The sequence below is a fragment of the Streptomyces sp. NPDC020801 genome, assembly GCF_044334385.1.
Classification (GTDB): Bacteria; Actinomycetota; Actinomycetes; order Streptomycetales; family Streptomycetaceae; genus Streptomyces.
Genome location: NZ_JBIRST010000021.1, coordinates 131,881 through 144,123, shown reverse-complemented (window position 1 = coordinate 144,123; position 12,243 = coordinate 131,881). Strand labels below are relative to the sequence as shown.

At 72.2% G+C, this 12,243-nt stretch carries 12 protein-coding genes and 1 pseudogene; 6 read left to right on the top strand and 7 right to left on the bottom strand.

Annotated elements, in window-relative coordinates:
* Window positions 1-328: 328 nt before the first annotated feature.
* From nhaA to ACH4UM_RS33350, 4 genes are all read left to right on the top strand, one after another.
* Window positions 329-1,792 carry a Na+/H+ antiporter NhaA gene (gene nhaA, locus ACH4UM_RS33365; protein WP_398187648.1) on the top strand — a complete coding sequence of 488 codons (1,464 nt, stop codon included), beginning with the start codon at window positions 329-331 and terminating at the stop codon, window positions 1,790-1,792.
* 153 nt (window positions 1,793-1,945) lie between these two features.
* The gene (locus ACH4UM_RS33360) at window positions 1,946-2,440 is read left to right on the top strand and encodes a phage holin family protein (RefSeq protein WP_398187645.1); all 495 of its coding nucleotides are present in this window, start codon (window positions 1,946-1,948) and stop codon (window positions 2,438-2,440) included.
* Window positions 2,437-3,396 carry an alpha/beta fold hydrolase gene (locus tag ACH4UM_RS33355; protein ID WP_398187642.1) on the top strand — a complete coding sequence of 320 codons (960 nt, stop codon included), beginning with the start codon at window positions 2,437-2,439 and terminating at the stop codon, window positions 3,394-3,396. Before ACH4UM_RS33360 ends, ACH4UM_RS33355 begins: the two co-directional genes overlap by 4 nt.
* A gap of 127 nt (window positions 3,397-3,523) precedes the next feature.
* Window positions 3,524-3,703 carry a hypothetical protein gene (locus ACH4UM_RS33350; RefSeq protein WP_398187639.1) on the top strand — a complete coding sequence of 60 codons (180 nt, stop codon included), beginning with the start codon at window positions 3,524-3,526 and terminating at the stop codon, window positions 3,701-3,703.
* A 28-nt stretch (window positions 3,704-3,731) separates the two neighbouring features.
* On the opposite strand, the gene ACH4UM_RS33345 is transcribed toward ACH4UM_RS33350, so the two are convergent.
* The 3 genes from ACH4UM_RS33345 to nth form a co-directional block, all read right to left on the bottom strand.
* A complete protein-coding gene (locus tag ACH4UM_RS33345) occupies window positions 3,732-4,931 on the bottom strand; it encodes a MarP family serine protease (RefSeq protein ID WP_398187636.1) in 1,200 nt (399 codons plus the stop codon).
* A gap of 126 nt (window positions 4,932-5,057) precedes the next feature.
* Complete coding sequence (locus tag ACH4UM_RS33340) at window positions 5,058-5,777, bottom strand: NUDIX hydrolase (protein ID WP_398187633.1); 720 nt, start codon at window positions 5,775-5,777, stop codon at window positions 5,058-5,060.
* Window positions 5,778-6,029: 252 nt separating this feature from the next.
* Window positions 6,030-7,127, bottom strand: coding sequence for an endonuclease III (gene nth / locus ACH4UM_RS33335; protein ID WP_398187630.1), 1,098 nt, complete (start codon window positions 7,125-7,127; stop codon window positions 6,030-6,032).
* A 275-nt stretch (window positions 7,128-7,402) separates the two neighbouring features.
* Here nth and ACH4UM_RS33330 point away from each other — a divergent pair, with 275 nt between their 5' ends.
* The gene (locus ACH4UM_RS33330; protein WP_073947085.1) at window positions 7,403-8,077 is read left to right on the top strand and encodes a Crp/Fnr family transcriptional regulator; all 675 of its coding nucleotides are present in this window, start codon (window positions 7,403-7,405) and stop codon (window positions 8,075-8,077) included.
* A gap of 71 nt (window positions 8,078-8,148) precedes the next feature.
* A pseudogene (locus ACH4UM_RS33325) lies at window positions 8,149-8,897 on the top strand (nucleotidyltransferase domain-containing protein).
* A 17-nt stretch (window positions 8,898-8,914) separates the two neighbouring features.
* Here ACH4UM_RS33325 and ACH4UM_RS33320 read toward each other — a convergent pair.
* The 4 genes from ACH4UM_RS33320 to ACH4UM_RS33305 all read right to left on the bottom strand — a co-directional run bounded on the left by ACH4UM_RS33320 (window position 8,915) and on the right by ACH4UM_RS33305 (window position 12,160).
* Window positions 8,915-9,745, bottom strand: a complete 831-nt coding sequence (locus ACH4UM_RS33320; protein ID WP_398187628.1) for an MBL fold metallo-hydrolase — start codon at window positions 9,743-9,745, stop codon at window positions 8,915-8,917.
* A gap of 157 nt (window positions 9,746-9,902) precedes the next feature.
* Window positions 9,903-10,772: an NUDIX hydrolase gene (locus ACH4UM_RS33315; RefSeq protein WP_398187625.1), complete on the bottom strand. Its 870-nt coding sequence runs from the start codon at window positions 10,770-10,772 to the stop codon at window positions 9,903-9,905.
* Window positions 10,773-11,540: 768 nt separating this feature from the next.
* Window positions 11,541-12,005, bottom strand: coding sequence for a RidA family protein (locus tag ACH4UM_RS33310; protein WP_398187622.1), 465 nt, complete (start codon window positions 12,003-12,005; stop codon window positions 11,541-11,543).
* Window positions 12,002-12,160, bottom strand: a complete 159-nt coding sequence (locus ACH4UM_RS33305; RefSeq protein WP_009189813.1) for a DUF4177 domain-containing protein — start codon at window positions 12,158-12,160, stop codon at window positions 12,002-12,004. Before ACH4UM_RS33305 ends, ACH4UM_RS33310 begins: the two co-directional genes overlap by 4 nt.
* Window positions 12,161-12,243 lie beyond the last annotated feature (83 nt).

The following is a 12,243-nucleotide window of genomic DNA, read 5'->3' as shown; positions in this document are numbered from 1 at the left end:
CGACTGCTGCGCGACGTGGCGGAGAACCGGCAACTCGGAGACGTCACCACCCTGACCGACTCCACCGTCATGGACCTCATCCAGACCAAGCTCCCGGCGGCGCCGAGCGAGGACTGAGCAGGGCCCCGAAGGGGCACCCGGCGACAGAGACGCCGGGTGCCCCTTTTGCCTGTCACGAACAGATGTGCACACCCTGTGGACATCACCTGACCCGCCCGGGGCATCTTAGGTAAACTAAACAAAGCGACAACACCACAACAAGATCCTCAGGTGCGCCGGGAAGTCTGGTCGGCATGTGCTCAGTCCTGCCCACCGACCGGAGGTTCCCGTGGCCGCGCCCCGTACCCGCCCCGCCCGCAAGGTCTTCGCACGCCTGTCGCTGCCCGAGCGGAACTTCGTCGCGGACGCGCTGCGCACCGAGACCGTCGGCGGCGTCCTGCTGCTCTTCGCCGCGATCGCCGCGATCGTCTGGGCGAACGTCCCCGCCCTGCACGCGAGCTACGAGAGCCTCGGCCAATTCCACTTCGGCCCCGACGCCCTCGGCCTCAACCTCTCCATCGAGCACTGGGCCGCCGACGGGCTGCTCGCGATCTTCTTCTTCGTGGCCGGCATCGAGCTCAAGCGGGAGCTTGTCGCCGGCGACCTCAAGGACCCCAGGGCCGCCGTCCTGCCGGTGGTCGCCGCGCTGTGCGGCATGGCGGCGCCCGCGGCCGTCTACGCCCTCACCAACCTCACCGGCGGCGGCTCCCTCGGCGGCTGGGCGGTACCGACCGCCACCGACATCGCCTTCGCCCTCGCCGTGCTCGCGGTCATCGGCACCTCGCTGCCCAGCGCCCTGCGGGCCTTCCTGCTGACACTCGCCGTCGTCGACGACCTGTTCGCGATCCTGATCATCGCCGTCTTCTTCACCGACCACCTGAACTTCGCCGCGCTCGGCGGCGCGGTGGCGGGCCTCGCCGTCTTCTGGGTGCTGCTGCGCAAGGGGGTGCGCGGCTGGTACGTGTACGTGCCGCTCGCGCTGGTCATCTGGGGGCTGATGTACAACAGCGGCGTGCACGCCACCGTCGCGGGCGTCGCGATGGGCCTGATGCTGCGCTGCACCACCCGCGAGGTCGCCGGGCCGGGCGGGCGCGAGATGGAGTCCCAGTCCCCCGGCGAGCACATCGAGCACCTCGTACGGCCCCTTTCGGCGGGCCTGGCCGTGCCGCTGTTCGCGCTGTTCAGCGCGGGCGTGTCGGTCACGGGCGGGGCGCTCGGGGAGGTGTTCACCCGGCCCGAGACGCTCGGGGTCGTGCTGGGCCTCGTCGTCGGCAAGACGGTCGGCATCTTCGGCGGGACCTGGCTCACGGCCCGGTTCACCCGGGCCTCCCTCAGCGACGAGCTCGCCTGGGCCGACGTCTTCGCCCTGGCCTCGCTCGCCGGGATCGGCTTCACCGTCTCCCTGCTCATCGGCGAGCTCGCCTTCGAGGGCGACGCCGCGCTGACCGGCGAGGTCAAGGCCGCCGTCCTGACCGGCTCCCTGATCGCGGCCACGCTCGCGACCGTCCTGCTGAAGATGCGCAACGCCCGGTACCGCGGGCTGTGCGAGGCCGAGGAGCGGGACGACGACCTCGACGGCATCCCGGACGTCTACGAGCAGGACGACCCCGCCTACCACCTCCGCATGGCCGCGATCCTCGAAGGGAAGGCCGCCGAGCACCGCCGGCTCGCCGAACTCAAGGAGGCCGAACGGGCACGGCGGCTTGCCGAAGTGCCGGGCGGGGCAGGCGAGGAGAACGACAGTCCGGCATGATCTGACGGGACGGTACAAAAGACAGGACCGTTCCCAGTCGGGCAGAAGTAAGGCAGCAGTCGAAGCCGGACGGAACCGGACTTCAGGGCAGAGAAGTTCACAGCAGTTGCAGAGCAGTCGCAGAGAAGTTCAGGCAGAAGAGGGAGACCCGCGATGAGCGCACCCGACGGCAGCCCGGTCGGCGCCGAACGCAGTATCGGCCAGCTGTTCGCCTCGGCGACGACCGAAATGTCGGCGCTGGTGCACGACGAGATCGCGCTGGCCAAGGCCCAGCTGAAGCAGGACGTCAAGCGGGGCGCGACCAGCGGCGGCGCGTTCAGCGCGGCCGGCGTACTGCTGCTGTTCTCGCTGCCGATGCTCAACTTCGCGCTGGCGTACGGCATCCGGACCTGGAGCGGCTGGAACCTCGCGGTCTGCTTCCTGCTGTCCTTCGCGGCCAACGTCCTCGTCGCCGGCGCACTGGCGCTGATCGGCGTGGTCTTCGCGAAGAAGGCCAAGAAGAGCCAGGGCCCGCAGAAGGTCGCCGCGTCGATGAAGGAGACGGCGGGCGTCCTGCAGAAGGCCAAGCCGCACCCGCGTCCCGAGACCCCCGCCCTGGCGGACCGGTCCCCCCAGGCCATCGAGGCTGTGGCACGCTCATCCTCATGACGGAGCCCGCCGCCCCTTCGGCGCAATCGACACAGTCGACGCAGATCGTACGGATCGACGTCCCCGGCGGCAGAAAGGTCACGCACCGGGACGTCGCCGCCAACGGCGCTCGCTTCCACATCGCCGAGCTCGGCGACGGGCCCCTGGTGCTGCTGCTGCACGGCTTCCCGCAGTTCTGGTGGACCTGGCGGCACCAGCTGGTCGCGCTCGCCGACGCGGGCTTCAGGGCCGTGGCCATGGACCTGCGCGGGGTGGGCGGCAGCGACCGGACACCACGCGGCTACGACCCGGCCAATCTCGCCCTCGACATCACCGGCGTGATCCGCTCGCTCGGCGAGCCGGACGCCGCCCTGGTCGGCCACGACCTCGGCGGCTACCTGGCGTGGACGGCGGCCACGATGCGCCCCAAACTCGTACGGCGCCTCGCGGTCAGCTCCATGCCCCACCCGCGGCGCTGGCGCTCTGCGATGCTCGCCGACGTCCGGCAGACGGCGGCGAGTTCGTACATCTGGGGTTTTCAGCGCCCCTGGATCCCCGAGCGTCAGCTCACCGCCGACGACGGCGCGCTGGTGGCCCGTCTCGTACGGGACTGGTCCGGGCCCCGGCTGCCGGAGGACGAGGCGGTCGAGGTGTACCGCCGGGCCATCTGCATCCCTTCCACCGCGCACTGCTCGATCGAGCCGTACCGCTGGCTGGTGCGCTCCCTGGCCCGTCCCGACGGCGTCCAGTTCTACCGCCGCATGAAGCGGCCCGTGCGCGTGCCGACGCTGCATCTGCACGGCTCCCTGGACCCCGTCCAGCGCACCCGCAGCGCGGCCGGCTCGGGCGAGTACGTCGAGGCGCCGTACCGCTGGCGCCTGTTCGACGGCCTGGGACACTTCCCGCACGAGGAGGACCCGGTGGCCTTCTCCACCGAACTCGTCAACTGGCTGAAAGACCCCGAGCCCGATCGGTGACCCGGCCGATACGCCCGGTATCCGAACGTGAACAGCTGTCCTACGAACGGCCAATTGCCCGGCGCATAGGCCAATTGGGGCGCCCCCAGGCGGTTATCGACCTTGGGGCGGGGGCAGACGTCGGGGTATGGGCTGGACGCACGACTACAGTGACGCAGCACGCACCCGCCGCTCGGCGAGCGGCCCGGGCTCCCACCAGCGGGGCGCCCCGCAGCTGACGGGCACGGACCCCCGGGTGGGCATTCCGCGCATCCTGCGCCGCCGGGCCCGCTGGGTCTCGGTGCGCCTGCGCCATCCCCGCGGCTGACACCCACAGTTCTGCGGGCCCATGGTCCTCAAAGCGCGCAGCTGTCGCTGTCCACCTGCTCGTTCGCGGTACGCCCCTTGGCGATGTCCTGCTGGATCTCGTCCGCCGTGAGCGCATAGCCGGTGTTCGCGTCGTCGAGGGACTTGGCGAACACCACGCCGTACACCTTGCCGTCGGTGGTGAGCAGCGGGCCGCCGGAGTTGCCCTGGCGGACGGTCGCGTAGAGCGAGTAGACGTCGCGGCGGACGGTGCCCCGGTGGTAGATGTCCGGCCCGTTGGCGGTGATGCGCCCGCGCACGCGCGCGGCCCGGACGTCGTACGACCCGTTCTCCGGGAAGCCGGCGACGATCGCGCTGTTGCCGCTGCGCGCGTCCTGGGCCGTGAACTTGAGAACCGGCGCCTTGAGATCGGGGACGTCGAGCACCGCGATGTCGCGGTGCCAGTCGTACAGGACGACCTTCGCGTCGTACTTCCTGCCCCTGCCGCCTATCTGGACGGTGGGTTCGTCGACGCCGCCGACGACGTGCGCGTTGGTCATGACGCGGCGGTCGCCGAAGACGAAGCCGCTGCCCTCCAGGACCTTGCCGCAGCTGTGGGCGGTGCCCACGACCTTGACGACGGACCGCTGGGCGCGGGCGGCCACGACGCTGTTGCGCAGGGCCGGGTCCGGAGGCCGTACGTCGGTGATGGGTTCGTTGGCGAACGGGCTGAAGACCTGCGGGAAGCCGTTCTGCGCGAGGACCGCGGAGAAGTCCGCGAACCAGGTGTCGGCCTGCGCGGGCAGCGCCCGGGAGACACCGAGCAGCACCTTGGAGTTGCGCACCTCCCGGCCGAGCGTCGGCAGGGTCGTACCGGCGAGGGCCGAGCCGATCAGCCAGGCCACGAGCAGCATGGCGACGACGTTGACCAGGGCGCCGCCGGTCGCGTCCAGGGCGCGGGCCGGGGTCCAGGTGATGTACACCCGCAGCTTGTTGCCGAGGTGGGTGGTCAGGGCCTGGCCGACCGAGGCGCAGACGATGACGACGATGACCGCGACGACCGCCGCGGTGGTGCTGACCGGGGTGTTGTCCGTCAGGGCGTCCCAGATGACCGGGAGGGTGTACACGGCGACGAGGCCGCCGCCCATGAAGCCGATCACCGACAGGACGCCGACGACGAATCCCTGGCGATAACCCACGACCGCGAACCACACGGCGGCGACCAGCAACAGGATGTCCAGCACGTTCACCGCGTCGAGCCTCGCCTCATCGTCTTCCGGTCACCGGTCACCACAGGTCGGCCGGGGACCCGGCCCGCCGCGCGGCGGCAGCGGGACAAGGCGTCCCCCGGGCAGCACGGTACGGAGCCCACCCTGTCATGACCGCCAGTCGAGCGGGACCTGCTTGTCACGGTCCCAGGGCCGCTCCCAGCCCGCGTAGTGAAGCAGGCGGTCGATGATTCCGGCGGTGAAGCCCCAGACAAGTGCCGATTCGACCAGAAATGCCGGACCTCTGTGGCCGCTGGGGTGCACGGTCGTCGCGCGGTTGTCCGGGTCCGTGAGATCCGCCACGGGGACCGTGAACACCCGGGCGGTCTCGGCCGGGTCGACGACGCCGACCGGGCTGGGCTCGCGCCACCAGCCGAGCACGGGTGTCACGACGAAGCCGCTGACCGGGATGTAAAGCCGGGGCAGCGCGCCGAACAGCTGGACGCCGCCCGGGGCGAGCCCGGTCTCCTCCTCGGCCTCGCGCAGCGCGGCCCGCAGCGGCCCCTCGCCCTTCGGGTCGCCGTCCTCGGCGTCGAGCGCCCCGCCCGGAAAGGACGGCTGGCCGGCGTGGGAGCGCAGCGAGCCCGCCCGCTCCATGAGCAGCAGCTCGGGCCCGCGCTCACCCTCGCCGAAGAGGATGAGGACGGCGGACTGGCGCCCCGCGCCGTCCTCCGGCGGCAGGAAGCGGCTCAGCTGGACGGGCCGGACCGTCTCGACGACACGCACGACCGGCTCCAGCCACCCCGGCAGTCCCTGCTTGCTGAGCACCACCGAACCACCCTGTGTCTCGCCCGCCGCCTCACTCGCCGTCTCGCTCACCCGCGCCATCGACACCCCCGTTCACGCCGCCCGTACCTCGTCGTCCTGCCCCTCGCCCGTCCTGGTCCCGGCCGCCCTGGTCCCGGCCGGCCCGGTCCCGGCGTCCTGGTCCCGGCCGCACCGGTTCACGCCGTCCTTGTTCCGGCCGCCCTGGTTCCCGTCGTCCTGGTTCCCGTCGCCCTTGTTCCGGCCGCCCTGGTTCCCGTCGCACTGCGTACTGCCGTGTGCAACGTCCGGCGCACCGAGATCGTCCCTCCGCGGTCATCCGGCCCCCAGGGGCGGGGCCGGCCTGCCGCCCGCGTCCAGATAGGACTGCGGGGGCTTCAGGCGCTGGCCGGGGAAGCCGCCCTTCTCGTACTTCAGCAGCTTCTGCGCCTTCTCCGGGTCGGTCTCGCCCTCGCCGTACGCCGGGCAGAGCGGGGCGATCGGACAGGCGCCGCAGGCCGGCTTGCGGGCGTGGCAGATGCGGCGGCCGTGGAAGATCACATGGTGCGAGAGCATCGTCCAGTCGCTCCTGGGGAAGAGCGCGCCGACGGCGGCCTCGATCTTGTCCGGATCGGTCTCCTCGGTCCACTGCCAGCGCCGCACCAACCGCTGGAAGTGCGTGTCCACGGTGATGCCGGGGCGGCCGAAGGCGTTGCCGAGTACCACGAAGGCGGTCTTGCGGCCCACTCCGGGCAGCTTGACGAGGTCCTCCAGGCGGCCCGGCACCTGACCGCCGAACTCCTCCACCAGCGCCTTGGACAGGCCCATGACCGACTTGGTTTTGGCCCGGAAGAAGCCGGTGGGCCGGAGGATCTCCTCGACCTCCTCCGGGTTGGCGGCGGCGAGGTCCTCGGGGGTGGGGTACTTGGCGAACAGCGCGGGCGTCGTCTGGTTGACCCGGAGATCCGTGGTCTGGGCGGACAGGACGGTGGCCACCAGCAACTGGAACGGGTTCTCGAAGTCCAGCTCCGGGTGGGCGTACGGATACACCTCGGCGAGCTCGCGGTCGATCCGGCGGGCGCGGCGGACGAGAGCGGTGCGCGACTCACCCTTCGGCTGCCGGGGGGCGATGGTCCGCGCGGGCGGAGCCTTCTCGACGGCGGCGGTGGCCTTCTTCGGCGCGACGGCCACCTTCCTGGGCGGGACGGCCTTCTTCACGGCAGCGGCCTTCTTCGGGGCGGCGGTCTTCTTACCGGCAGGGGTCTTCTTACCGGTGGTACCGGTGGCGCTCTCGCCCGCGGCGCCCCTCTTGGTGGCGGTCCGCTTCACCGCGGTCTCCTTGGTCGCCGCCTTCGTGGTCGCCACCTTTTTCACGGGCGCCCTTTTTGCCGCTTTTGCCGCTTTCTTTCCATCGTCGGGCTCTTGTTCGCCCATAGCGGAATCCTGACGTACAACCACCCGCCCAGCCCCCTCGGCCTGCGCTCTCACCGGCGATTTGGACACCCGGCCAGCCTAAAGCCCGGCACCGACATCCGCCCCGGACCCCGAAGATCGGCGCCCGATTGGACCCCTGCCGCTTACCCCGGGACACCTGTGCGGCATCCTTGTGACAGATCACACTGTTTGGATCGTCCGGCAAAATGGGGAACACGGTCCCCTGGCACACCGGGGAGCAAGATCCCCTGAGCAGGTCGACAAGGAGAGAACTCGTGGACGACGTTCTGCGGCGCAATCCGCTCTTCGCGGCGCTCGACGACGAGCAGGCCGCGGAGCTCCGCGCCTCCATGACGGAGGTGACGCTCGCACGTGGCGACTCGCTGTTCCACGAGGGCGACCCGGGCGACCGTCTTTATGTGGTCACCGAGGGCAAGGTCAAGCTGCATCGCACGTCCCCCGACGGCCGCGAGAACATGCTGGCCGTGGTCGGCCCGGGCGAGCTGATCGGAGAGCTGTCGCTCTTCGACCCTGGCCCGCGCACCGCGACGGCGACCGCGCTGACCGAGGTCAAGCTGCTGGCCCTGGGCCACGGCGACCTCCAGCCCTGGCTGAACGCCCGGCCCGAGGTGGCCGGCGCCCTGCTGCGCGCCGTCGCCCGGCGCCTGCGCAAGACCAACGACCAGATGTCCGACCTGGTCTTCTCCGACGTGCCGGGCCGTGTCGCCCGCGCCCTGCTGGACCTCTCGCGCCGCTTCGGCGTGCAGTCCGAGGAGGGCATCCACGTCGTGCACGACCTGACGCAGGAGGAGCTGGCCCAGCTGGTCGGCGCGTCCCGCGAGACCGTGAACAAGGCCCTGGCGGACTTCGCCCAGCGCGGCTGGCTCCGTCTGGAGGCCCGCGCGGTGATCCTGCTCGACGTGGAGCGGCTGGCCAAGAGGTCGCGCTGACCTCCCGGCACCTGCCGCGCAGGGGCCTCACCCCGGAGGGACACATCGCGCGCGAAGGGTCCCTCGCGCGCGTGCACGGCATCTTCCGTCCCGTCGTGGCCGCCGCCCGTGACCGCCTGCCACGCGTCTACGGGAGACGGCTGCACAGCGCCTACCTCTACGGGTCGATCCCCCGCGGCACCGCGCGCGGGACGCAGCGACCTGGACCTGCTGGTCGCGCTGCGGGACGAGCCGACGGACGCCGACCGGCAGGACCAGGGCGCTCGGTGCGGCGCTCGACGCCGGGTTCGACCAGATCGACGGGGCCGGCACACTGCTCTTCGGCCGGGACCGGCTGCTGAGCGACCTGGAACGGTACGACCTGGGGTGGTTCGTCGCCTGCCTCTGTACGCCCCTGCTCGGGGAGGATCTCGCCGCGCACCTGCCCCGCTACCGCCCCGACGACCCGCTGCTCGCACGGGAGACCAACGGGGACCTGGCCCTTCACCTGCCCAGGTGGCGCGAGCGGATCGGCACGGCCGAGGACACCGCCGAGGCCCGCAGGCCGCTGGTGCGCTTCATGTCCCGGCACCTGGTCCGCACCGGATTCACCCTCGTGATGCCCCGCTGGCGGGGCTGGACCAGCGACCTGCGGGAAATGGCCGGCGCCTTCGGCACGTACTACCCCGCGCGGGCCGCCCAGATGGGCGCGGCGGCGGCGTCCGGCTACGAGCCGGTGGGCGACCCCTGCGTACTGCGCCGCTACGTCGACGATCTGGGACCCTGGCTCGCCGATGAGTACGCGCGCGTGCACGGCGTCAAGGCATGCCGCGCCGAGTGATCCCGGCGGTCGCGGCACTAGATGAGCCCGTGCTCCTCGAGGTAGTCCATCTGCGCCCGTACCGACAGCTCCGCCGCAGGCCACAGGGAGCGGTCCACGTCGGCGTACACGTGGGCGACGACCTGGGACGGGCTGCGGTAGCCGTCCTCGACCGCCGTCTCGACCTGGGCGAGCCGGTGGGCGCGGTGGGCGAGGTAGTACTCGACTGCGCCCTGGGCGTCGTCCAGGACCGGGCCGTGACCGGGCAGGACCGTGTGCACGCCGTCGTCGACCGTGAGGGACCTGAGCCGGCGCAGCGAGTCCAGGTAGTCGCCGAGGCGGCCGTCGGGGTGCGCCACGACCGTCGTACCGCGGCCCAGGATCGTGTCGCCGGTGAGGACCGCCCGGTCGGCCGGGAGGTGGAAGCAGAGGGAGTCCGCGGTGTGGCCGGGGGTCGGTACGACCCTCAGCTCCAGGTCGCCGACCCTGACCACGTCCCCGGCGCCCAGCCCTTCCTCGCCGAGCCGCAGTGCCGGGTCCAGGGCACGCACGCGCGTACGGGTCAGCTCGGCGAAGCGGGCGGCTCCGTCGGCGTGATCGGGGTGACCGTGCGTCAGCAGGGTCAGGGCGATCCGCTTGCCGGCCTTCTCCGCGGTGTCGACGACATTGCTCAGGTGCCCCTCGTCCAGGGGCCCCGGGTCGATCACCACGGCCAGCTCGGAGTCGGGTTCGGAGACGATCCAGGTGTTGGTGCCGTCCAGGGTCATGGCGGAGGCGTTGGGCGCGAGGACGTTGACGGCCCGCGCGGTGGCGGGGCCGGTGAGGACGCCGCCCCGGGGCTGGCCGGGGAGCGCTGCTGCGTCCGTCATGCGAGGGGACCTTCCTGGACGTCGGACGTGCGGGGCGCGCGCGAGGTCACGCCGGGGCTGGTCGGCGCCGGGCGGGACCGCCGCCTCGGGCAGGAGCGGCGTCTCGTGCGGGCGCGGTGTTTCATGCGCAAACCGTGCTTCATGCGGGAGCCGTGCGTCATGCGGGAGCCGTGCCGGTCGGGATGTGCTTGGTGAACTCGTCGTGGCCCGGCCAGGACAGGACGACCGCGCCGTCCACCAGGCGGGCCCGGGCGAGCACGGGGGTCAGATCGCGGTCCCGCGCCGCCGTGAGCGCCTCGGTGGGGCTGCCGTAGGGGGTCAGCTGGCGCAGGGTGGCGATGGTGGGCGGCATCATCAGCAGCTCGCCGTCGTCGTACGAGGCCGCCGCGTCCTCGGGGCGGATCCACACCGTGCGGTCGGCCTCCGTGGAGGCGTTCCGGGTGCGCTGGCCCTCGGGGAGGGCGGCCACGAAGAACCAGGTGTCGTAGCGGCGGGGTTCGAACTCGGGGGTGATCCACCGGGTCCAGGCGCCCAGCAGGTCCGAGCGCAGGGTCAGACCCCGGCGGTCGAGGAACTGGGCGAACGACAGCTCACGGGCGACCAGGGCGGCGCGGTCGGCCTCCCAGTCCGTGCCCGTGGTGTCGCCGACGACGGTGTCGGTGGTGGGCCCGGCGAGCAGCACGCCCGCCTCCTCGTACGTCTCCCGGACGGCCGCACAGACGATCGCCTGAGCCGCCGTCTCGTCCACCCCGAGCCGATCGGCCCACCACGCGCGCGTGGGGCCCGCCCAGCGGACGTGCTGATCGTCGTCGCGCGGATCGACGCCACCGCCCGGGTACGCGTAGGCGCCGGCGGCGAAGGCCATGGAGGCCCGTCTGCGCAGCATGTGCACGGCCGGCCCGGCATCGGTGTCCCTCAGCAGCATCACCGTGGCCGCACGCTTCGGCGTGACCGGGGTCAGGCTGCCGTCCGCGAGCGCACGAATACGGTCCGGCCAGTCCGGGGGAAACCACTGCCCATTCGCCATGGCCGGAGGCTATCCCGTGGTGCCCAAATGTTCGAGAGGTACCCGACCGAGGTCAGGGGCCACCGGCCCGCTCCGACCGGGCGGCCGGGGCCCCGGAGGAGTGTGTGATGCGCCCGGCCAGGGCGGCCGCGGGGCCTGGCCTGGAGAGGGAGCGGCACAGCCTGACGGCGACCGCGGGCCTGCGGAGGGGCACAGCACGACAGGACGCCCGTGAGCCCCACGCAGGCGGATGCTGCTGTCCGCAGGAGCCGGCCGCCCTCCGCACCGCAGGGGACGGCGCCCCGGGGGGGCGATCCTCCCCAAAGACCCGCGGTGCACCCGCGGTGCACCCGCGGTGCACGCACGGAAGCCTGCTGCACTCCCCGCAGGGCCGTAGGACCGGCGTCGGGCTCCCGGACCTGCGGTGAGCCCAGTCGGGGGCCGTCGGTCAGCCCCGCCGGGCTGCCCAAACCGGTGCTCGGCCTGTAGCGGATGGCGGATGGCAGGTGGCAGGCGGCGGCCCGTCCGGCCCGCCCCCAGGAACCGGCCATGGTGCGGCCGCCGCAAACCGGCGGCGCGACCGGCACGAACCGGCGGCTGACCAGCATGGGCCGGTGACTGACCAGCATGGGCCGGTGACTGACCAGCATGGGCCGGTGACTGACCAGCATGGGCCGGTGGTGCGGCCGGCATGGCGATGGTGCGGCCGGCATGGACCGATGGTGCGGCCGGCACGGGCGGGCCGTGTGCCCGGCGCTCGCCCGGTCCAGTCCTACCCGCGACCCCTGCCTACGGTGCCAGCTCGACCTGGATTTCGACCTCCACCGGCGCGTCCAGGGGCAGGACCGCCACGCCGACCGCGCTGCGGGCGTGGACGCCCTTCTCACCCAGGACCTCGCCCAGCAGTTCGCTGGCGCCGTTGACGACGCCCGGCTGGCCGGTGAAGTCGGCGGCCGAGGCGACGAAGCCCACGACCTTCACCACGCGTGCGATGCGGTCCAGGTCGCCCACGACGGACTTGACGGCCGCGAGGGCGTTCAGCGCGCAGGTGCGGGCCAGGTCCTTGGCCTCCTCCGCGGTGACCTCGAGGCCCACCTTGCCGGTGACCGGAAGCTTGCCGTCGACCATCGGCAGCTGACCGGCGGTGTAGACGTACGGGCCGGACTGCACGGCCGGCTGGTATGCGGCCAGCGGCGGCACGACCTCCGGCAGCCTCAGGCCCAGTTCGGCCAGCCTCGCCTCGACCGCGCTCACGCCTGCTTCTCCCGCTTCAGGTAGGCCACGAGCTGCTCGGGGTTCGGTCCGGGCACGACCTGGACGAGCTCCCAGCCGTCCTCGCCCCAGGTGTCCAGAATCTGCTTCGTGGCATGGACGAGCAGCGGCACGGTTGCGTATTCCCACTTGGTCATGTGGCCGACTGTAGCCCCTGTCGTCCACCACGGATGTCGCCGACTTCGGCGGCCGTTGTCCACAGCCTCCGGCGTGACCGGAG